Consider the following 21,142-nt stretch of genomic DNA (forward strand, 5'->3'; position numbering starts at 1 on the left):
GTAATACTGACCTCCAGGCTGTTTCCCTACTCGCCTTCCAACGTTCCCTACGGAAGCCGCAGAACAGGTTCACGTCGCCTCTATGCCGGACACCGCCTGGCCAATACATGGGCACCCGCCAGACTCATCCCGGATTCCAAAACCAAACCCGGTTCTGGTGCCAGTTCACGACTCTCGACACGTCAGACAGCGATCGTCTCCCTGTCCCCCACCTGACGCATCACGTGCGCCTTTTCCACATCGCTCACCACGACGGTCTTCAGCCAACGCAGCATGTGGTGGTTTGAGACCATCCCCCATAGGACGATCCCGAAGGGCCAGCAATCCTCCATCTCCCGCAGAGCACTGCCTCGATCCGGCGACTACCTACCAATCATCCTTCTCTCAGCATTCGTTGCGCACGTTTTGATGTCGTCTAACACATTTCGACGCTTCGGACGGCAGAGGCCACGAGGACCATCGCTCATCTCTCCGGCTCACACCTGCCGGGGTCGAGCCCCGACTTTTCCCGCGCCGTTCACCACAACGGTCTTCAACCAATGCGGCGGCGGGTGGTTTGAAGCCTCCCTCCGCAGGGCGACCTCGAAGGGCCAGACAACCTCCATCTACTCGCACAGCACCACAGGAGGTGAGTAGACCATCACTCACCGCACCTCCACCTCCTGTGTTCATGTTCACAAACAAGATCTGCGCCAGATCCCGTTCTCGCCTACGTAGCCAGATGTCCGTTGACAGCAAACCTGACCCGTGTGCCATCGAATGTGGTCCGGTGGAGATCACCTCGATATTTGGCCAGGTCAGGCGGCCGACGGTTGCCATCCAATCTGGCCCGATGTCGAGCCAGAACATGATCACGGATGCCGGGTTCGTGTCATCCAATCCGGTCTGCGCAGGTCACAGGTCCGGAGGCGGACCAACTTCGCTGTCAACGGACACCAGACTCGGAACGACTGACGGTCAGCAAAATTCTCTGACCGGACCTATGCGCGGAGGAGGCCTGGGCATGGCAGGAGCAGCGCGCTCACCTGCGAGATGGGTGTGGAGTTTCCGGTCGATGGGCCGGCCTGCGCGACAGTGGAACCGCGCTCCATGCACGTTGTCCACTCACCGGTCACGGTGCGGGAGCAGGGTCGCGGGCCATGGAGTTCTTGAGGGGCGTCAGTGGTACTGATTGAACGGGAAGATATTCTACGCCGACTCGATGTGCTTCTGGAGGAATGTTCAACGGGACGCGGCCGGGTGGTTCTGGTGGACGGCCCGGTCGGTACCGGAAAGACAGAAGTAATCCGCTACTGTGACGCCCGGGCAGCGGAGAACGGAATGACAGTCTGTGTGGCCACCTGCGCCCGGGCCGAGCATGTCCTCCCCTTGGGTGTGGTCGGCCAGCTGCTGCGCAGCGTGCGGCACCCGGAGCCTGACGGCGAGGCCGAGCTGGACGGCCGGCAAGCCCGGATCGCCGAGCTGCTGGAGGCCGGTGCCGCGATCGTCACCCAGCTTGGCACCGATACGAACCGGGAGCTGGTCGAGGTCTTCCAGGAACTGACGCTGCTTCTGCTCGACCTCAGCACGCGCAGACCGGTCCTGGTGCGTGTCGACGACGTGCAGCACGCTGACACCCCGTCGCTGCACTTCCTCCTGCACCTGGTCCGCCGCCTCGGGTCGGCCCCGCTTCTCCTCCTGCTCGCGGGCGATCTCTCCACGCGCCCGCTGGACCTGCCCGTTCGCGCGGAACTCGGGCGAGCCCCCGAGTTCCGGTCACTTCGCCTACAGCCGCTCTCCCCGGCCGGAACCCGTGAGCTGTTCGCGGCACTGCATCCCGCCGAGCCCGGTGCCGAGGCGCCAGGGCCGTCCGCCGGGGGGCCGGTTCTCGATCCGTTCGAGGCCACAGGCGGCAATCCCCTGCTGCTCACCGCCTTCGTCCAGGACCACTGGACGGCCGGTCACCCGACGCTCAGAGGCTTCGGGCTAGCGCTGCTGAGTTGTCTGCACCGCGGTGGGCCGGCCACCGTGCTGGTGGCCCAGGCGCTGGCAGTCCTTGAGACGCCAGCGGTAGGGTCATCCACCCGGGGCGGCGCCACGGACCCCGCAACGCTCGCTGGGCTGGCCGGGGCCCGGCCAGATGTTGTCGTCCGTGCCGTCGATGCCATGACGGCGGCCGGGCTTCTCGAAGGCGGCTGGTTCCGCCATCCGGCGGCCCGGGAGGCGATCCTCGACGACCTGACCGGGCCCGAACGGATCGAGCTGCACCGTCGGGCCGCGCAACTGCGCTACAACCAGGGTGCACCGTCTGCGGTCGTGGCGGTGCACCTCGTCGAGGGCGACGACGCTCCGCCGTGGGGCACCGTGATACTCGTCGAGGCGGCCGAGCAGGCGCTGCTCGACGGCCATCCCGGGCCGGCGGCCGACCGGTTGCGACTGGCGATGCGGTCCGCAGCGGGCGAGCGGGAGCGTGCCGCGGTGCAGGCCCGGCTCGCCCATGCTGAATGGCAGATCAGTCCAGCGATCGCCGCGCGTCACCTCTCCCCACTCGTGGCCGCCGCGTCCTCCGGTCTGCTGAACCAGCGGGCGGAAGCCGCACTCGTCAGGCAGTTGCTGTGGCACGGCCGCGGAGGTGAGGCCGAGAAACTGCTCGGCCGGCTGCGGGCGCAGGCCCGGGAACAACCTGATGACGGTGTGGCCCAACCGTACGACCTGGAGATCTGGCTGGCCTGTGTCCACCCGCCGTTGGCCCGCCGGCGGCGCGGGCCGGCCCAGGCCGCGGGGCGCGGCGTGCTGGCGGCGCCGGCGTCGGACTCGTGGCTGCGGTCGGTGGCGCTGCTGGGGGATGCGGTGGCGGCCGGCGGCCACCGTGGAGGTCGCGAGCCGAGAGCACTTGCTCTGCGGCCCAACGGCCCGGCGGGCATCGAGCAGGCCGAGAACGTCCTGCGTGACCTGCACCTTGGGCGGGCCGATCCGTGGGCGGGCGAGGCCACGCTGCTCTCCCTGTTACTGCTGCTGACCCAGTCGCCCCACCTGGACACCGCGGTCGCCTGGTGCGACCGGTTCCTGGCCGAGACCGGAGCCGACCCGGTGGCCGAGAGCGACGCCCGTGACCAGACGACGCGGGCCTTGGTGACCGCGGCGCGCGCGGGCCTGGCGCTGGAACAAGGTGATCTGGCGGTGGCGGCCGACCACGCCCGCACGGCGCTACGGATCCTTCCGCCGAAGGCGTGGGGGGTTGCCGTCGGCATGCCGCTGGGTGCCCTGGTCCTCGCCGCGGTCCGGGCCGGTGACGTTGCGGAGGCAGCCAGGCACCTGGTCCGGGCTATACCCGAGGAAATGCCCACCAGCCGCTACGAGCTGGACTACCTGCACGCTCGCGGCCATTACCACCTCGCCACAGACCATCCGCACGCCGCGCTCGCCGATTTCCTGGCCTGCGGTGACCTCATCCGCGGCTGGGGCCTGGACGCAGCCGCCCTTGTCCCCTGGCGGATCGGCGCGGCCGAGGCCTGGCTTCAACTGGACAACGTCGACCAGGCCCGTCAGCTCGTCCAGGAGCAGCTGGGACGTCCCAGCACCGTCCGGGTTCGAGGCTTGGCCCTGCGGCTGCTTGCCGCCGTCAGCCCACCCGGGCGCCGGCTACAGCCGCTGGTCGAGGCGTTGGAACTGCTTGAAGCCGCTGGCGACCGGCTCGGCCAGGCACATGTCCTAGCCGATCTCAGTCGCACCCACGACCATCTCGACCAGCGCCGGCGGGCCCGCCTGTTGCTGCGCCGAGCGCTGCGCATCGCCACCATGTGCGGAGCGCGACCGCTGACCCAGAAGCTCCTTGCGGTCACCGGTGACAGCCAGACACTCACCGGCGCCCCACAGGAATCGATCACCGGCCTGACAGACTCCGAGCGGCGGGTCGCCTCACTGGCGGTCATGGGCTATACCAACCGAGAGATCGCACGACGGCTCTACATCACGCCGAGCACCGTCGAGCAGCACCTCACACGCGTCTACCGCAAACTCAACGTCAAGCGCCGCCAAGACCTCCCGGTCGACCTGTGGACCGAGGTCACCAGGATCGGATGACCCGCCGCGGGAGCTCGCCTCGGCTGGCCGCCACCGGCACGGTCGAGGCCACCACGCCCCAAGTCAACGACCGCCGCGACGACCCGGCCACCGGCGAACGCCGACGGTTCTCATCAACGATGCTCCCGCCGTGGTGCCGCCGCTGCCCGAAGATGACGTCAGGGACACCACCCACGCCGCCGCGAAGGCGTGCGCCGCGGCCTACGGCGCCGAAACACCCAGCCGAGAAGGCGTTTACCGGCGCTTCCCCCAGTTCACCGGGGGCTGTGTTTAGCCAATGACTGTCGGCGACGTCCGCCTGTGGCGGTGGGTAGCCATGGCTGGGCGGATGCCTGCTGGTGGGGTGCTCCGCCGGCCGCCTGTGTCGCCGTCTGGCGGGTGGGGTGACCGGGGTGCCGGAAAGCGTGCCCTGGCCGGTGTTGGACGGGTCGGCTGCCGCGGTGGTCTGCGGGTCGGGGTCCTCCGCCGGGGTGTCTCCTAATCTAACCGGCAGCCGCCGGCCGGGGATCCGGTCCGGCGTGCCGCTCACAACGCGGGCAAACCTTGCCGGCTACAGCACCGGGCGGGCCTGCCACCGGCGATCCCCGGAAGAGTCACGGTCCCAGACCACCAGACGCGCCCGTTCCCATCCGACTGATCGTTTTCTCGGACAAGAACGATCATCCCGGGAGGCGGGTGCGCGCGCCCTCCCGGACAAGCCCGCAACCACGCACAGGAACAGACCGCTGTCACGCTCCGCCGGTAGACGGCCACCACATCCGCTCAACCGTGGAGAGCCCGTTTACCCTGCTGTTGACCAGACGAACGTGTGCACCGCACCGGTTCCCTCCTGAAATCCGTATCCCAGCACCTGCCCGGACTTGTTGATTCCGATCGCGTAGCTCAGGAAAAAGCCGTCCGGAATACCGAGATCGACAATTTTTCCTCCGTTCCACATGACAGCATGGCGCTTTCCGTCCGCCGCATAGGACCAGCCTGCCGCCTGTCCGTCTTCGTTGATGGCCACGGCGTTGCTCGAGGTCCCACCGGGCAGGACACCCAGGTCCGTCATGCGCCCGCCCTCCCAACGAAAGGCGTGCCAACCAGACGAGGTCGCGCTGCGTCCCACGACCTGTCCGCGATCGTTGACGGCGAGCGCCTCCGTGTCACGCCCGGAGATGCTGCCGATATCGGTCTGTGTCGCACGCCGACCGTTGACGGCGGGACTCCACAGATAGCCGTGCGTGTGGTACGGCGGCCTGGCTACGGCTCCGTAGCCGATCACTTGGCCGCGGTTGTTGATGTCGGTGGTCGTCGTAGTGAGGCCGAAAGAGCTGGCTTGGGTTTCCTCACCCTGGGACCATATGAATGCCTTTTCCGGCCCGCCGTCATCCGAACCCGAGCCAAATATCTGACCAGAATTGTTCAGCCCCACGGTCGCGGTGACGTTGAAGGGCTCCACGGGAACCCGACTGCCGGCGGACCAGATGTAGGACTTCCCCTGCTCGACGAGCAGAGCCTGACCGTTGTCGTTGACAGCGATTGGGTAGCTGTCGCCGCCAGGTGCGGAAATATCCTTGAAGCTGCCGCCGTCCCAGATTATCGAGTGTTTTACACCGCCGATCGTCGTGTAGCCGGCCACCTGTCCACGGTTGTTGAGCGCTAGACCGAAACTACTGAGCCCGGGATCCGCGCCCGGCGCAGGAAGTAGAGTGATCTTTCCGTGCGACCAGACAAAGGCTTGAAGTGGTTGGGGGCCACCAAGAATTCCGTAGCCGACAACTTCGCCTAGGTCGTTGATCCCCTGCGGATGGATACGCGGAGAACCGAGATAGTCGGGAGCTCCGATATCTATCACCGTAACGTGCGGGGAAGCTGCGGTAGCCGCAGTTGTGACGAGAAAGGTCGCGGCCAGTAGCGTCATGGACAGCGTCACGGCCACGCCTCTGACCCGCGCCGACGCTGGCGATCTTTTCCGGATGAGGTCACACCTCTTCGGAGAAGGGAGCATTACACGATAATGGCACCAGGGATACGCGGATCACTCCCCTAGTCCCCCCCTTTTCTACGGGGGAATGGCCTCCTCGGAAGCCAGCTCAGGCCGCGGCCTGCCGCGGACTAGACCCGTGGATCATGGGCTGTCATCCCACGACCACGACCACCGCCGCTCCGGGAGCGCGTTTCACACCCGGGCATCGGTTCCTCTGGCACCGCTGACCAGCTCCGAGCCCACCGCCAGGCCGCCATCGACCGCGCCCAGGCAGGGCGCACGCAGGACTCTCAGCAGGCTCGCCGAGATACTCGCCTCCGAATCGCCGAGGGGGGATTCCCCCAGATCAGGAGACTGGAAGACCTCGACCCGACCCGCACACCCGGCCTGACCGCCGCGACCGTCACGCACCTCGCCGGCGGAACCTGGGTCGACGCCGCGGAACCGGTCGTCCTGCTCACCGCCTTCACCGACCCACGCCTGGCCGCGGCCATCGTGGACCGGCCCTGCCGCCGGCGGTCCTGCCACACCCAAGCCTGCGAGATCAACCGGCCGGCAGCTTCATACCAGCGATCTTCGTGGTGCCGCGAACCACGGCACCACGGAGAACGGCCACTCCTGGTGGTTGTCGTCGGCGGAAGCCGTCAAGTGGGAGGTTATAGGGGTAGGCAAACGATTCCTCGGCGAGGAAGGTTCTTGTCAATTCCGCAATGCGCGGGAGCGGTCCATCGCCTTGGAGGCAACCCCTGATGTCTCGCCTGTTGTCCCGACGGGACCTGCTGAACCTCACCGCGGCGGCCACCGCCGCCGGTGCAGTCGCTGGCGCCGTCTGGCTCGTGGATGAAGGCGACTCGACCTCCTCCCTTAGGGGAACAACAGACGAACACTCTGCGCACGGAATGAACATGATACCGCTGGCGGATGCGGGGCCCGCACCCGTGATCACACCGTTCTCGGTGCCTCTACCCGTCCCGCCTGTATTGCAGCCGACGCGCTCGACATCCGACACCGACTTCTATGAGATCACCGCGCGAGAAGCGAAGGACGAACTGCTGCCAGGCATCTCGACCTCGGTCTTTGGCTACAACGGGACGTATGTTGGTCCTACTATCCGGGCCCGGGTGGGCCGCCAGGTCGTCATCGAGCACGCCAATCAGCTCGCGGCGGAGACTGCGGTTCACTTGCACGGCGGGCACGTCCCCGCAGAGTCCGACGGATTCCCGACCGACACAATAGGGCCAGGGAAAACGAAGACCTACAAATATCCAAACAGACAGCTAAGCGCTACGCTGTGGTACCACGATCACGCACATCACAAAGAAAGCGAGAACGTCTATCGCGGGCTGCATGGCTTCTATTTCATCGAGGATCCAGCCGAGGATGCACTGAGTCTTCCGAGTGGAGATTTCGACGTTCCGATCATGTTGTCCGATGCCCATTTCGATGACAAGGGCCAGCTGGTCTACATGCTGGGTGACCTGATCGGACGTGCAACGCTCCTTGCAAACGGGCGCCCCACCCCCTACCTACAGGTGCAGGCACGAAAGTACCGCTTCCGACTTCTTAACGCGAGCAACATGCGGGATTTCAAGCTGGTACTGGGGAAGAACGAGAAGTTTGTTCAGATTGCCGGCGATGGCGGCCTGCTGCCCGCGCCGGTAACCGTCGACAGCGTTTTCATCAGCCCTGGGGAGAGAGTCGAAATTGTGATCGACTTCTCTCGCTATCCGTCAGGCACCAAACTTGTCCTGACCAATACACGCGACGTTGTGGACTCCGACAGTCCGGTTTCGCTCCCCGTTCTGCGTTTCGACGTGGACAAGCGGACCACCGACACCAGTCGCGTACCTGCAGTGCTGCGACCGAACGCACCGCTGAGAAGCGTCACCCGTGTCCGTGACGTCGTCTTGGCCTACGACGCTGCCAGATTTCCGTTCACCATCAACGGAAAAAGCTTCGACTCGAACAGGGTGGATTTCAGCATCAAACGTGGAACCACGGAGATCTGGCGCGTCAAGAACCTGGAGACCCCCCTCGCCGTGGGACACAACATACACCTTCACCTTGTGCAGTTCCGTGTACTCGACCGTAACGGAGTTCCGGCTGGCGCCACCGAGAGCGGCCTGAAGGACACCGTATTTCTCGAGCCGGGAGAGACCGTCCGGATCCAGGTCACGTTCTCCGACTACGTTGGAAAATATCTGTTCCACTGTCACAACATAGATCACGCCAGCGAAGGCATGATGGCCGTCTTCGAAACCACTGCCTGACGGACCCCGGCGGGAGTCCTGCTGCCCGGTGGTCCAGGACGTCCGCTCACTTGAGTCGGTGAATACGAGCTGAGAGAAATCCGGCGCCTCGGCCGGCCCGGTGGGCTCCATGGAAGCCGACAGTTCCTGTTCGCGCCGGGGTCCTTCGGGGCTGGCCTCCTGCAGCGTTCGGATCAGCCGCAACTGGATCTCATGGCTGATGGACCAGGCCGGCCTGGAGGGGTTCATCGCAGCCCCTGGGTCCGGCCTGATCTGCCGCGAACGCTCCGCTGCCTCCCGAGCTGGACCGAAGGTGGTTCCATCGCCACGGCCCCGAACGGCAAACTGCTCAGCGCCTCGCCGGTGAACGAGACCGCGGCGAATTCGTCTGCATTCTTCGACAACCGGGCAGGGCTCAGGCTTGCGAGTCGGCCCTTTGTGGGCCTTCGGTGGCGTCTACGGTCATGGATACACTGCCCGGAACGGCCGTGGCGTCGGCCCGCCTGGCGCGGACAGACGCATTGCGAGCCATGATCGCGGCGAGCGCTGCCGCGCTGGCCACCACCAAGCCCGCGACGCCGAACGCAAAATGGTAACCACCGGTAAGCGCCGCCGCGGAGCTCTGCCCGTCGGCAATCAACCGGGATGTCCGGGACGCGGCCAAGGTCGACATGACCGCCAGACCGAGCGCACCACCGATCATTCCCGATGTACCCGCCAGTCCGGATGCTGTTCCAGCGTCCGACGGTGTCGAGATTTTCATCGCGAGGGTCATGATCGCAGGCATGGCGAGGCCGGAGCCCGCGCCGAGCGTTACAGTCATGGGGAGGATGTCTACGAAGTAGTTGGCATCCATTGGGGTGCGCGCGGCAAGGCCGAGCGTGGCCGCGATCAGGACAAGGCCCGAGAACAGTACCGCGGGTGAGCCGAAGCGTGTGATCAGCCGCGCGGCGAAGCCGAGCGAGACTATCGCCAGGATCAGCGCGATGGGAAGAAACGCGAAGCTGGCCCTGACTGGGCTGTAGCCGAGAATCTGTTGCAGGAAAAGTGCGCCCAGGAAGTTGAAGGCGAAGGTGCCCGCGATCATCAGGACCTGGGCGGAGTTCGCCCCCAGTATGTCGGGAGATCGGACGATCCGCGGTGGCACCAGAGGTGCGGTAGCCGTGGCCTGCCGGACGATGAAACCGGCGATCAGGACGACCGCGACGGCGCCGAACCCGAGCGTGTGGGCCGAAACCCAGCCATTTTCACTCACCTTCACTATCGTGTAGACGCCCAGCATCAGACCGGCTGTCACGAGGACAGCGCCGACGGCGTCAACACCTTCGCGCAGTCCGAGGCCACGGTCGGTCTCTATGAGCGGTACCGCGAGAACAGCGGCTATGATGCCGAAGGGTGCGTTGATGAAAAAGATCCAGTGCCAACTGATTCCTTCGGTAATCACGCCGCCGGCGAGGACGCCAATTGAACCACCGGCAGCGGAGACAAAGCTGAATGCGGCGATTGCCTTGGCCTGATCTCTCGGATCTCGAAAGATCGTGACGACGATACCCATCACCACGGCGGCGGCCATAGCCCCGCCGACACCTTGGATGAACCGGGCGGCAATCAGAAGTTCCTGGCTGCCGGACACGCCGCATAGCATTGAAGCGCCGGTGAACAGAACCAGGCCGGCCACGAAGACGCGTTTGCGGCCAAGGAGATCTCCGAGCCGACCAGACAGCAGCAGCAAACCTCCGAAGGCAATGGTGTACGCATTGACGACCCAGGCGAGACCTGACTGTGAGAAGCCGAGGTCACGCTGGATCGACCGCAACGCCACGGTCACGATGCTGGTGTCAATGATGATCATCAACTGGGCAGAGCAGAGTACCGCGAACGCCAGCCAACGCGACCTGCCTGTAGATGGTGCCATTCCGAGCACGCAGGTACCTCCTAGATCACGGATCTGGAAGTAACCCTAGCAGATAGTCCCGTTCGGAACTATCCCGTTCGGAACCATGTTGGCGGCGTGGCGTCGCGTCCGCCGCTCGCACTCCGAGGGAGTGGACGGGCGACCCTCCGCGGCCAGCTCGGCGAGCACCCTGAGGAAGATCTGCCGGTCCGGGACAGGGATGCCCCCGAGCACATCCTCTTGGATTTGATGTGATATTTTGTTCGCTTTTGCCACCACCTTTTCACCGGCCCTGGTAACGACAACGATCCGAGCTCGACGGTCAGTACTCGACGGGCGGCGTTCAGCCAGCCCCGATCTCTCAAGCTCGTCGAGGGTCACCACCATCGTGGTCTTGTCGATATTGCATTGATCGCCGAGCTGGGTCTGTGTCAGTTCGCCCATCAGCGCCTTGACCAGGACGCAGTAGGCGCGAGGTGATATGCTGAGCTCCGCAAGGTCTGCCGCATGCCTGGCCGTGAGCGCATGACTGACCCAGGCCATGAGAAACATCAAATCCGGTGCTGATTCCAGTGATGTCGTCGAGGCCGCGGGATCTGCTCTGTCCAAAAAAATCTTCCCTTCACGCTTCAGATACCTCACGGCTCATCGGAGTTCACGTTGCCGTGTCGGCGGTCGGCGGCTGCTGGCGGTGGTCTGGTGCAGTCGTGGGTCGGGAACGAGGCGCTCCAGCCACCTCGGAGGACTGTGTACCGTCAAAGGATCATGCCTGCTGGACGAGCGGTGCGAGTCCAAGGTTAGCTCAGGTCTTTCGCACCCTGGCGCGCTTTGATCAAGAGCTGCGTCGTCATCCTGCAGACGCAGAGTCCTGTCCCACGGATCAGAGAGGGCCGGAGGAAGCGGAGATCGGAGCGCCGTCAGCGAACGCGGCGAACGCCACGTCGAAGCGGAACCGCCCTGGGTGCGACCAGCTGACAAGGACCTGCGCCGCGCTGATCGGCCCGACCACCGACCAGCGCCCACAGCTCGGGCGCCATCCCCGCCTGGATGAGCAGGTGGACTTCCCTCCGAGCTCCAGCGCCTCCGCGGTCAACATCTGGATCCGCTGGACGGTGCATCGCAGCGCCCGCACGGTCATGCGGTGCTCGACGCCCTCGGTCGAGCACACGGCCTGCGTCAGGCAGACCGCGATCTGTTGCTTGCCAGTACGGCCTTCGCCGCCGCCCTGTTCTGTGCAGTGAGCAGGATCGCGTCCAGGTCCACGACCAGCTGGTTGTCAGCCGTCGGGACATGCGGACGGCCAGCGGCGACTGTCACCGGCCCGGCTGTTCGGGCGATCGGTCGGGAAAGCGGACGGGAAAGCGGACGGTTCCGGCCCTGCGCGGGGAGAGCCGCTGAAGCCGGAGTAACGGCGCACCCCGGCCCGCGGCGGTTCGACGGCCCGGGCAGCGGCCATGGTATGCATGGCGGTGCGGCAGGTCGTCGTCCGAGACGGCATGGGCTGGCTGCTAGGATTTCCCCGTGTCCGGAAACGATGTTTTTCCGCTCAGTCGGCGCGATTTCGACGACATTTATGCCCGGGTTCCGCGGCTATGCGTAGAGGTGGTGATTCAGGAACCGGATGGTGTGCTGCTGGTGCGACGGGACATCGAGCCATGCCGAGGGGAGTGGCACCTGCCGGGCGGAACGGTGTTTTTCGGCGAGTCGCTGCCGGCCGCGGTGTCCCGCGTGGCCGCCCGGGAGCTCGGAGTCTCCATCGTTGTCGGTGATCTGCTCGGGTACATCGAGTACCCATACATGGCGGCGGCGGGCTACCGGGGTTGGCCGGTTGGCATCGCCTTCGAAGCTACAGTCGTCGGCGGCCGCCTGATCGGTAGCGACGAGGGCCGGCAGGTCGGGTTCTTTTCCGAGATTCCACCCGATACGATTATCGAACAGGCAGACTTTCTGCGCACGCTCATCCGGATTCCCGGAATCTGACACCCCGCCGTCGTGCTCCTAGGGCCGGTCGGGCGCGCTGGAGAGGCTGTGTAGACAGGCCACCAGGCTGCGGGCCTGGACATTGACGTAGTGACTGTGCCGCAGCAACCCGACAAGTTGATGCAAGGTCAGCCAGCGGTGGTCCGGACCGGCCTCCAGGGCCGCGCCGTTGTCCGGGTCCAGCTCGATGATGAGGTAGCGGTTCAATGCCTGGTAGAAGCGACCGCCCTCCTCTGAGAGAGCCGCCTCGAAGAGGATCTGCCTGGGGTCCGCGGCGAGCACCTCGTCGAGGAACCGGGGGCGAGATGCCGCTGGCAGCCAGTCGTAGTTCTCCGGCGTGCACTGCACGGTCGGCGCGAGCTCGACGACGTCGAGGTAACCGGGCTCGAGCCGAGCATGCACCAGGGCGTGCAGGACCCCACTGAACCGGGTCACCAGGAAGGCAACGATGCCAGTGCCCACCGGTTCGATCATCGGCTGGGTCCAGCTGGCGACTTCCCGGTGCCCGGAGCGCACGTCGACGCCGATCACGCGGAAGAACAGCCCGGTTTCGTGCTCGATGGCCGCGGAGGTACGTCGCCAGGATGTGACGTCAGCCAGCGGGATCTGGCGTGTGTGCACCTCGTTGCGGGTCCGTGCCTCCGTCACCCAGCTCAGGATCTCGCCAGTGGTGTGCCGGCCGGCCTCCTCCTGGCTGGACGAGCGCAGTACCGACGCCTGCAGGCCGTTGGCCGCGGCGGGAAACGCGGCCGCGAGCTGAACCGCGGAGAACGGCAGGCAGGACAGCACGGTTCGCGAGTCCATGTTCACGATGTCGTCCTCGGCGAGCAGTCGGTGGATCTGGCCGAGGGTGAGCCAGCGGAAGCCATCCAGCGTAGGAACGTCCCTGTCCACCTCAACGACGACGTTGCGGTTGCGCTTCTGGTAGAACCAGGAGCCTTGTTCCGACTGCAGGACGTCGGCCACGACCGTGTGGCGGTCCGTGGCGCGGAAGTACTCCAGGTACGGCACAGCGGCGCCGCCGTGCACGCCCGTGTAGTTGCTCCGAGTGGCCTGCACTGTCGGAGAGAGCTGGACGCCGCCGGCGTTTCCCGGCTCGTTCTTCGCCTGTAGCAGGAAGTGCAGGACGCCGTCGAACTCCTTGACCAGGATTCCCAGGATGCCGATCTCGGGCTGGTTGATGATCGGCTGGGTCCAGTGCGGGACCGGGCTGTCCGGCACGTCCGCCGACAGCCCTTCGACCACGAAGAACTTCCCGCTCTCGTGGCGGATGTTTCCAGTATGGGGGTCCGTGCTCCATCGATCGAGGCTGTCCAGGTCAATCCGGCGGACCTGGGCCACGTCGAGCCGGCTACGCTTTTCGAACCAGGAGCGGAACTCGGCCAAGCTGACCAGCCCCTCCTGGGTGAGCGCCGACTCCGTGATCCGTAGCGCGGTTTTATGGTCGTCGGCCTGGAACCCGACAGGTGCCGGCACAGTTCTGGACACGGAAACTCCTCACGTGCGGCGTACGTCGATATCCTTCCGGGCCGTGGTGCCCGGTGCGGCGCCCCCGTACCCTCGATAATGAAAGAAGGGATAGCGGACGGCCAGAATCGTCGGGGTAGTCAGGGGGGGCCTAGGGGAGAGTTTCAGACCTTCGGTCGTTTCACTGGGGTTGACGGTAGGGGGAAGCGCCTTCTACGTTGACCGGGTTGTCAGTCGGCATTGTCGTAGCGGTGACACGTCGCACCGGGACGCACCAGGAGGGGGCCGAATGGATCCGCCTGACGGGGGCGTTGCACTCGTCTCGAGGGCGGTGCGAGGGCGCGGGGCCGCCGCGGCACGCCGTGCCGCCGGAGGTCTCGGCCTTCTGCTCGACAACGCTCAGGCAACCCACGGCTCCGCGGCCGCCGCTGGCTCGATCGACGAGTGCGTCTCGGTCGTGACCGTCAACCACTCGGCGACGCCATCCGCTGGATGCCCAGCAAGCAACAACACTCGCTGTGTCGCCGACTCAAGCCTCCAGGCTGACGGGGGATCCACTGCGGAATCGATGACCGGGTCTGCCCGCAGCACACCTCCAGTGTCACACTCGAAATGACCGTTCCCCGCATTCGCGAAATACACATTCAACACTTTTTCGATGCGAATTGAGATACTTCGTGACCCAGCCTCGCGCGTCGACCGCGGCGGAATTCAGTCAGATGTTCTCCCGCCTCGCCGCACGTAGGCCGGAGAGGCCCGCCAACAATCGAGACCTCATTTTCGATTGCCGCAGGGAGGAGAACCTGAATGCTTCCCCAGAGGATGCGTCGGACCGAATCGCCGGCCTGCTGACTGCCGGGCTCCGGGGCAGGCCGGGGAGTCGGGCGCTGGACGTCGGACTTGCTCCTGGCGCGCTGACCGTCCGCCTCACCCGAGTCACTGGCGCTGCAGGAGAGTGGTCAGGATGAGCACCACCCGGTTGCGGATCGGAGTCCTCGGCTGTGCCGACATCGCCCGACGGCGGACGCTGCCGGCGATCGTGGCGAATCCGGACGTGGAGCTGGCCGCGGTGGCCAGCCGAGATGCCGAGAAGGCCCGGCGCTTCGCCGAGTGGTTCGGCGGCGAGCCAGTGGTCGGCTACGAGCGCCTGCTCGCCCGCTCGGACGTCGACGCGGTCTATCTGCCGCTGCCGGCAGGATTGCATGCCCGGTGGATCGAGGCGGCGCTGCGAGCCGGGAAGCACGTGCTCTCCGAGAAGCCGCTGACCACCTCGCGCGACGACACCGAACGCCTGGTGAAACTCGCTGACAGTCTCGGCCTCGCCCTGTTGGAAAACTTCATGTTTCTCGTGCACTCCCAGCACGTGACCGTGCGGCACCTGCTGGATACTGGCACCATCGGTGAGCTACGCACACTGACCGCCCAGTTCGCTTTCCCGCCCACCCCCGGCCATAACCGCTATGTACCCGAGTCCGGCGGCGGAGCGCTCACTGACATCGGTGTCTATCCGATCCGCACCGCGATGCTTTTCCTCGGGGAGGAGCTGGAGGTTGTCGGTTCCACGCTGCGTGTGGACGAACAGCACGGCGTGGACGTCTCCGGCGGGGTGCTGCTACGTCGGCCCGACGGTGTCACCGCACATCTCACCTTCGGAATGGAGCACAGCTACCGCTCCCACTACGAACTGTGGGGAAGCTCAGGGCGCGTCGCCGCCCGGTGGGCTTACACTCCGCCGCCGTCCCATCCACCGGTGCTGCGCATCGAGCGCCAGGACCGGGTGGAAGAGCTGACCCTCGCCCCCGACGACCAGTTCAGCAACGTGATCGCCGCGTTCGCGGCGCGGGTCCGCGACGACGTGCCCAGCCCACTGGAGGGGCAGTCGCTGGTGACCCAGGCCGACCTGGTCGACCGGGTCCGGAGGCACGCCTTGGTGGCGCCACCCTTCTAGTGCCGCTCCCGGCGGAGGCGGTACTGGTGCGAGCCTTCAGACACTCAGTCCCCTCCGTCAACTGCCGCCAGACAACCGAGGGAGACCCCGTTGAGCGCCACCGACCGTGACCTGATCCTGGAAAGCGTCCGCAAGTATCACCGCGACCACACGAGCAGCGGCGAGTTCGTGGCGGGCGAGACGCCGATCCTGTCGTCGGGCGCCGTGTTCGACGAGGACGACCGGGCCGCCCTGGTGGAAGCCGCGCTCGGGATGTACATCGCGGCCGGACCGGCAGCCAGCCGGTTCGAGCGCCGGTTCGCCCACCTACTCGGCCGCCGCAAGGCACATCTGACCAACTCCGGTTCCTCTGCGAACCTGCTCGCGCTGACCGCACTGACCCAGCGGGAGCTGGGTGAACAGCGGCTCCGCCCCGGCGACGAGGTGATCACCGTAGCGGCCGGATTCCCGACCACGGTCAGCCCGATCGTGCAGAACCGGCTGGTGCCGGTTCTCGTCGACGTGGAGCTGGGTACCTACAACACCACAGCCGAGCGGGTGGCTGCCGCCATCGGACCGCGCACCCGCGCGATCATGATCGCGCATGCACTGGGGAACCCGTTCCCGGCAACCGAGATCGCCGACCTGGCTGCCAAGCACGGCCTGTACTTCGTCGAAGACAACTGCGACGCCGTGGGCTCGACCTACCAGGGCCGCCCGTGTGGGAGCTTCGGCGATCTGGCGACCGCGAGCTTCTACCCCGCCCATCATCTGACCATGGGCGAGGGCGGCTGTGTGGTCACCGACAACCTTGTGCTGGCCCGGCTGGTCGAGTCGCTGCGGGACTGGGGCCGGGACTGTTGGTGTGAGCCGGGCGCGAGCGACACCTGCCACAAGCGCTTCTCCCAGCAACTCGGGAGGCTTCCCTACGGCTACGATCACAAATACACTTTTTCTCACGTCGGCTACAACCTGAAAAGCACGGATCTGCAGGCCGCATTGGGGTTGTCCCAACTGCGCCGGCTGGACGAATTCGGCGCGGCGCGACGGCGCAACTGGCGGCGGCTGCGGGACGCGCTCGACGGGGTGCCCGGCCTGCTGCTTCCGGAGCCCACACCAGGCAGTGACCCGAGCTGGTTCGGTTTCGTGCTCACGGTCACCGCGGACGCGGACTACGACCGGGCCGGTCTGATTGCCTTCCTGGAGTCCCGCCGCATCGGCACCCGGATGCTGTTCTCGGGGAACCTGGTCCGCCAGCCCGTCTTCGTCGATGTCGACCACCGGGTGGTCGGTGACCTGACGAACAGCGACGTCATCACCGAGCGCACCTTCTGGGTGGGCGTATACCCCGGCATCACCAGCGAGATGGTCGACTATGTGGCGGCCTCGGTATGGGAGTTCGCCACCTCGCCGGCCCAGCGCAGGAACCGCCGGTGACGGGGCGGCGATAACCGGGCTTCTGAGAGGCTCATAATGAGGGGGCGGGGGAGGGCGGGGAACTCCCCTCCCCCGCCAGGGGGTCCCCCGCCCCCGACGCGCTCGCGACCTCGACAAGCGCCCGCTCCACCGCGGCCACCGCCATTTCGACGTCGTCCGGCTGCCTGACTCTGACGGTTGGAACCGGAAAGTCGATCATCCTGTCGGCCATTGAGGGTCCCGGGATGACGAGTACTTTGACGCCCAGGCTCAATGCGGCGGCCAGACCGTTGGGAATGCTTGCGGTAGCGACCAGGTTGCGCCAGATCGTCTCGCTTATCTCCTCACCGGTGGTGAGCGGTCGCGGTCCGAGGCAGGCCGCGAGCGGGATCAGAGGATCCTTGAACTCCAAGGTCGCGACGTGGGCTCGGACGAACTCACTCGCGTGCCGTTGCAGCGAGCTGTGCACCGCCACCTTCCCGGTGGCCATAATTGTCATGATGTCCGGTGCCTGCATCGCAAGCTCCCTCAACGCGGCCTTGTATCCAGTGAGCAGGACCGACCGGGAGCCATCTACGGTACGGCCAAAATCTACCGCGAGGTAGACGCCGTCCCGGCCACGATAGAGCGCCGACCTGTCCTCGTGGTCTCTTTCGACGAACATCGCGACGCCCTGTTCCGGCTCCGTGGCGGGAGTTTCAGGAATTCCGCGCCGGTGCCAGAGCATCTCGAACACCTGTTTCCGGGTGAGTGAGCCGACCATGCAGCTCGCACTGGTGATACCAAGGCTCAGCGCGAGAACCGCGTCGGGGTGGAGCCCGGATTCGGCGAGTACATCATGGACCGCGACCTGGCCAGCTATGGACCGGATAGCCAGCACCGCGTTGCGTGTTCCGCGAGCTCCTGGAAGCTCGCCCGAAAGGAGCTGGTCAGGGGTAATTCCCGTCCACTCCTGAATATCTCGATAGAGTCGACGGACCACCGGGAAGCGATCGTGGAACGCGACACTGCCCTCGTCTAGTTCCGCCACAGCCCGACTGACGAAATATCCGACGGCCATCACTTCACCCTGCTTTCTGCCTGCGTGGCAGGTTCTCGCCTCCCGCCTTCCGTGACCACGTGCCCGGCTGGCCGGCACCTACGTAGCACACAGCCGGCGGAAGGGCATGATCCCACGGCAGTGGCCAGGGCGGGGAAGGACGACGAGGTGAGAAGGGCGGCCAGGAAACGGGTACTCACGAGCCGAACTCGCGGTCAAGCAGTTCGAACATCTCCTCATCCGTCGCCGAGGCCAGGTCGACCCCGGCTCCGCTGTCACCGGCCACCGGACCCAGCGAGGACACGAGCCCCCACAACCTGGTGGCTACCTCGTCGGGAAGGTCGACCTGGGCAGCCTCCACGCTCGCGAGGGCCTGCTCCAAGCGGGCCAGGTGGTCCAGCACTGACGTGGCTGCCGGTACCGGCTGGTGGGCCTCCGGTCCGCGCAGGTCAAGCCGCCCGAGCAGGTGTCCGGCGAGCGCGGCAGGTGTGGGGTGGTCGAAGACCGCCGTGGCAGGGAGTCGCACCCCGACCGCCTCGGCCAGTCGGTTGCGTAGCTCGACGCCGGTCAGCGAGTCGAATCCGAGTTCCTGGAACGTCTGACCGCTGTCCACCGCCTCCGGCGAGCGGTGCGCGAGCACCGTCGCGGTGTGGGCTCGGACGATGTCCAGTAGGACACGCCGACGCTCCAGCTCCGGCCGGTTGGCCAGCCGCCGGACCAGTGTCGCCGCCGGCGACCGTTCCCCCCCGGCCTGCTGCGCCGCGGATCCGCGGCGCAGCTCCGGCGCCGAAGTCGGTAGCAGGCCCCGGAGCAGCGGCGGCAGGTCAGCCTCCGCCGCGCGCTCCTGCAGCAGCGCCACGTCGACCGCGGCGGCGACGAGCGCGGCTTCCGGTGAGCGCAGCGCCGCCCCGAACAGCGCGGCTCCCTCTGCGTCGGACAGGCCGCGGACTCCGCCGCGGGCCATCCGTTCACGGTCGGTCGACGTCAGCCTCCCGGTGAGTGCGCTCCCCCGCTCCCACAGCCCCCAGGCCACCGACACCGCGGGCAGGCCGAGGCCGCGCCGGTGCTCGGCGAGCGCGTCGAGATAGCCGTTCGCCGCCGAGTAGTTGCCCTGACCAGCGCCACCGAAGGCACCGGAGGCGGAGGAGAAGAGCACGAAGGCGGCCAGGTCCTCCGTCTCGGTCAGCTCGTGCAGGTGCCAGGCGGCGTCCACCTTCGGCCGGAACACCGCGTCGAGGCGACCTTCGTCCAGCGAGGTGACGAGACCATCGTCGACGGTGCCGGCGACATGGACGACCGCCGTGAGCGGATGCGTGGGCGGGATCGCCGCGAGCACGAGGCGCAGTGCCTCCCGGTCCGCCACATCGACGGCGACCAGGCGAACCTCGGCCCCGGCCGCATGCAGTTCGTCGGCCAGTTCGGAGGCGCCGGGCGCGGCGGGGCCCCCGCGGCTGAGCAGCACCAAGCGCCGGACGCCGTGATTGGCCACCAGCTCGCGAGCAATGATCGCGCCAAGTGTTCCCGTTCCCCCGGTCACCAGGACGGTGCCATCCACCAGGCACGGTCCGGCGGCGGAGCCACCGGCGTCGGAACCGGCGTCCGTTGGACGCCGCACCGCAGGGGCCAGTCGCGGCAGCAGCAGGCGGCCGTCCCGCACGACGGCCTGTGTCTCCCCGCTGGCCAGCAGGGCCGGCAGCAGGGCCCGCGCTGGTTCCGGCGCGCCGCCGAGCAGGACGAACCGGCCGGGGTTCTCCGCCTGTGCCGAGCGGACCAGCCCCCACACCGCCGCTGCGGCCGGCCTGCCGACGGGATCGTCGGTGAGGACCACCAGCGGCGCGTCCCGCCCCGGGCCGACGGCGAGCCGTTTCTGCAACGCTGCCAGGACCTCGGCAGCCAGCCGGCGGGCGGCAGACGGCTCCGCACCCGCCCAGCCCGTGATGTCCAGGACGTCGGCCGCGGCCGGCACGGGGCCGATGCTCCCTGCCGGCCTCGCGGGCTGCGGGACCCACTCGACGCGGAACAGGGCACCCGCGCCCGCCTCGTCCTCTCCCCCGGCCTCGGCGGGTCGCGCGAACTGCGCGAGCGGCGTCGGACGCAGAACCAGAGAGCCGATCTCGGCGACCGGCGCGCCGGAGTCGTCGGACATCCGGACGGATACCCCGTACGACCCCGGGGCAGTCACCAGGTCAGCGGGTGCGGCATGCACGCGCAGCGCCGTCGCCCCCAACGCGAACCGGCGGATGCCGCTCCAGGCAAACGGCAGCAGTACCTGCCCCTCGTCGGCGCGGGGGATCACCCCGAGGTTCGTCGCCTGCAGGGCCGCGTCCAGCAGCGCCGGATGCAGGCCGTACGCGGCGGCGGAGAGGGACATCGGGCCCGTCGCTGCGGCGGTCCCGGCAGTCGGCAGTTCCACCTCGGCGAAGACCTCCGGACCCCGCGTCCAAGCAGCGCGCAGCCCATTGAACGCCGGGCCGTACTCATAGCCCAGATCAGCCAGGTGCTGGTAGAAGTTTTCGGTTTCGACCGGTTCGGCATCTGCCGGCGGCCACTGGTCGTAGCCGTGGTCGGGCTCGGTGCCCTCCGCGGAGAGCCAGCCGGCGACATGACGGGTCCACCCTGGGGTGCTGTCGGACGCCGGCCCGTCCGGGCGCGCATACACCCGCACTGGGCGCCGGCCGGTCGTGTCGGGACCCGCCACGACGACGCGCAACGCCACCGCCGACTCGTCCGGGACGGCGAGCGGGACCTCGATCAGCAACTCGTCGAGGACGGGATACCCGACGCGGTCGCCGACGTGCAGCGCGATCTCGATCCACGCTGTCGCGGGCAGCAGCCGCACCCCGTGCACCGCGTGGTCAGCGAGCCAGGGATGGGTCCGTGTCGACAGCCGGGCGGTGAAGGCGATCTCGGCCGCACCGGGTGCCGAATCTGGGATATCGACGGCGGCGCCGAGCAGCGGATGGCCGGCCGCGTCGAGGCCGGCCGCGATGACATCCCCGGTAGCGCCGGCGGGGGTGCCCGGCGCGAGCCAGTACCGCTCGTGCTGGAACGGGTAGGTCGGCAGCTCCGCGGCCACCTCTGCCGGCGTGAGACTGGATGCGCCCGCAGCGGCTGTCTCCGGGTCGGGGATCGCGGCGTG

At 67.0% G+C, this 21,142-nt stretch carries 13 protein-coding genes; 5 read left to right on the plus strand and 8 right to left on the minus strand.

Annotated features, from left to right (window positions below; translation table 11 throughout):
- The first annotated feature begins 1,161 nt into the window (after positions 1-1,161).
- A complete protein-coding gene (locus AC559T_RS00520; protein ID WP_498867365.1) occupies positions 1,162-4,062 on the plus strand; it encodes a helix-turn-helix transcriptional regulator in 2,901 nt (966 codons plus the stop codon).
- A 781-nt stretch (positions 4,063-4,843) separates the two neighbouring features.
- Here the strand turns inward: AC559T_RS00520 and AC559T_RS00525 are convergent.
- Together AC559T_RS00525 and AC559T_RS00530 are read right to left on the minus strand one after the other, a co-directional pair.
- Positions 4,844-5,983, minus strand: a complete 1,140-nt coding sequence (locus AC559T_RS00525; RefSeq protein WP_498867366.1) for an HAF repeat-containing protein — start codon at positions 5,981-5,983, stop codon at positions 4,844-4,846.
- 240 nt (positions 5,984-6,223) lie between these two features.
- The gene (locus AC559T_RS00530) at positions 6,224-6,559 is read right to left on the minus strand and encodes a hypothetical protein (protein WP_498867367.1); all 336 of its coding nucleotides are present in this window, start codon (positions 6,557-6,559) and stop codon (positions 6,224-6,226) included.
- A 221-nt stretch (positions 6,560-6,780) separates the two neighbouring features.
- Between AC559T_RS00530 and AC559T_RS00535 the strand changes: the two genes are divergently transcribed.
- Positions 6,781-8,301, plus strand: coding sequence for a multicopper oxidase family protein (locus AC559T_RS00535; protein WP_498867368.1), 1,521 nt, complete (start codon positions 6,781-6,783; stop codon positions 8,299-8,301).
- 394 nt (positions 8,302-8,695) lie between these two features.
- Here AC559T_RS00535 and AC559T_RS00540 read toward each other — a convergent pair whose 3' ends face one another.
- The 3 genes from AC559T_RS00540 to AC559T_RS00550 all read right to left on the minus strand — a co-directional run bounded on the left by AC559T_RS00540 (position 8,696) and on the right by AC559T_RS00550 (position 11,342).
- A complete protein-coding gene (locus AC559T_RS00540; protein WP_498867377.1) occupies positions 8,696-10,195 on the minus strand; it encodes an MFS transporter in 1,500 nt (499 codons plus the stop codon).
- A 45-nt stretch (positions 10,196-10,240) separates the two neighbouring features.
- The gene (locus AC559T_RS00545) at positions 10,241-10,816 is read right to left on the minus strand and encodes a MarR family winged helix-turn-helix transcriptional regulator (protein WP_498867369.1); all 576 of its coding nucleotides are present in this window, start codon (positions 10,814-10,816) and stop codon (positions 10,241-10,243) included.
- A gap of 238 nt (positions 10,817-11,054) precedes the next feature.
- Positions 11,055-11,342, minus strand: a complete 288-nt coding sequence (locus AC559T_RS00550) for a hypothetical protein (RefSeq protein WP_498867370.1) — start codon at positions 11,340-11,342, stop codon at positions 11,055-11,057.
- Between the two features lie 353 nt (positions 11,343-11,695).
- Between AC559T_RS00550 and AC559T_RS00555 the strand changes: the two genes are divergently transcribed.
- Entirely contained in the window at positions 11,696-12,154 is a 459-nt protein-coding gene (locus AC559T_RS00555) for an NUDIX hydrolase (protein ID WP_498867371.1), read from the plus strand.
- A gap of 18 nt (positions 12,155-12,172) precedes the next feature.
- Here the strand turns inward: AC559T_RS00555 and AC559T_RS00560 are convergent, their stop codons facing one another.
- Complete coding sequence (locus tag AC559T_RS00560; RefSeq protein WP_498867372.1) at positions 12,173-13,642, minus strand: NDP-hexose 2,3-dehydratase family protein; 1,470 nt, start codon at positions 13,640-13,642, stop codon at positions 12,173-12,175.
- A gap of 943 nt (positions 13,643-14,585) precedes the next feature.
- Here AC559T_RS00560 and AC559T_RS00565 point away from each other — a divergent pair.
- Complete coding sequence (locus AC559T_RS00565) at positions 14,586-15,569, plus strand: Gfo/Idh/MocA family protein (protein ID WP_498867373.1); 984 nt, start codon at positions 14,586-14,588, stop codon at positions 15,567-15,569.
- A 90-nt stretch (positions 15,570-15,659) separates the two neighbouring features.
- Positions 15,660-16,985 carry a lipopolysaccharide biosynthesis protein RfbH gene (gene rfbH / locus AC559T_RS00570; protein WP_498867374.1) on the plus strand — a complete coding sequence of 442 codons (1,326 nt, stop codon included), beginning with the start codon at positions 15,660-15,662 and terminating at the stop codon, positions 16,983-16,985.
- Positions 16,986-17,016: 31 nt separating this feature from the next.
- Here rfbH and AC559T_RS00575 read toward each other — a convergent pair whose 3' ends face one another.
- Positions 17,017-18,024, minus strand: a complete 1,008-nt coding sequence (locus AC559T_RS00575) for an acyltransferase domain-containing protein (RefSeq protein ID WP_498867375.1) — start codon at positions 18,022-18,024, stop codon at positions 17,017-17,019.
- A 175-nt stretch (positions 18,025-18,199) separates the two neighbouring features.
- Positions 18,200-21,142: type I polyketide synthase (locus AC559T_RS00580; RefSeq protein ID WP_498867376.1), on the minus strand; the 2,943-nt coding region annotated here is incomplete at its 5' end.

The organism is Frankia sp. Hr75.2, assembly GCF_949319125.1.
In the GTDB taxonomy this organism is placed as follows: Bacteria; Actinomycetota; Actinomycetes; order Frankiales; family Frankiaceae; genus Parafrankia; species Parafrankia soli.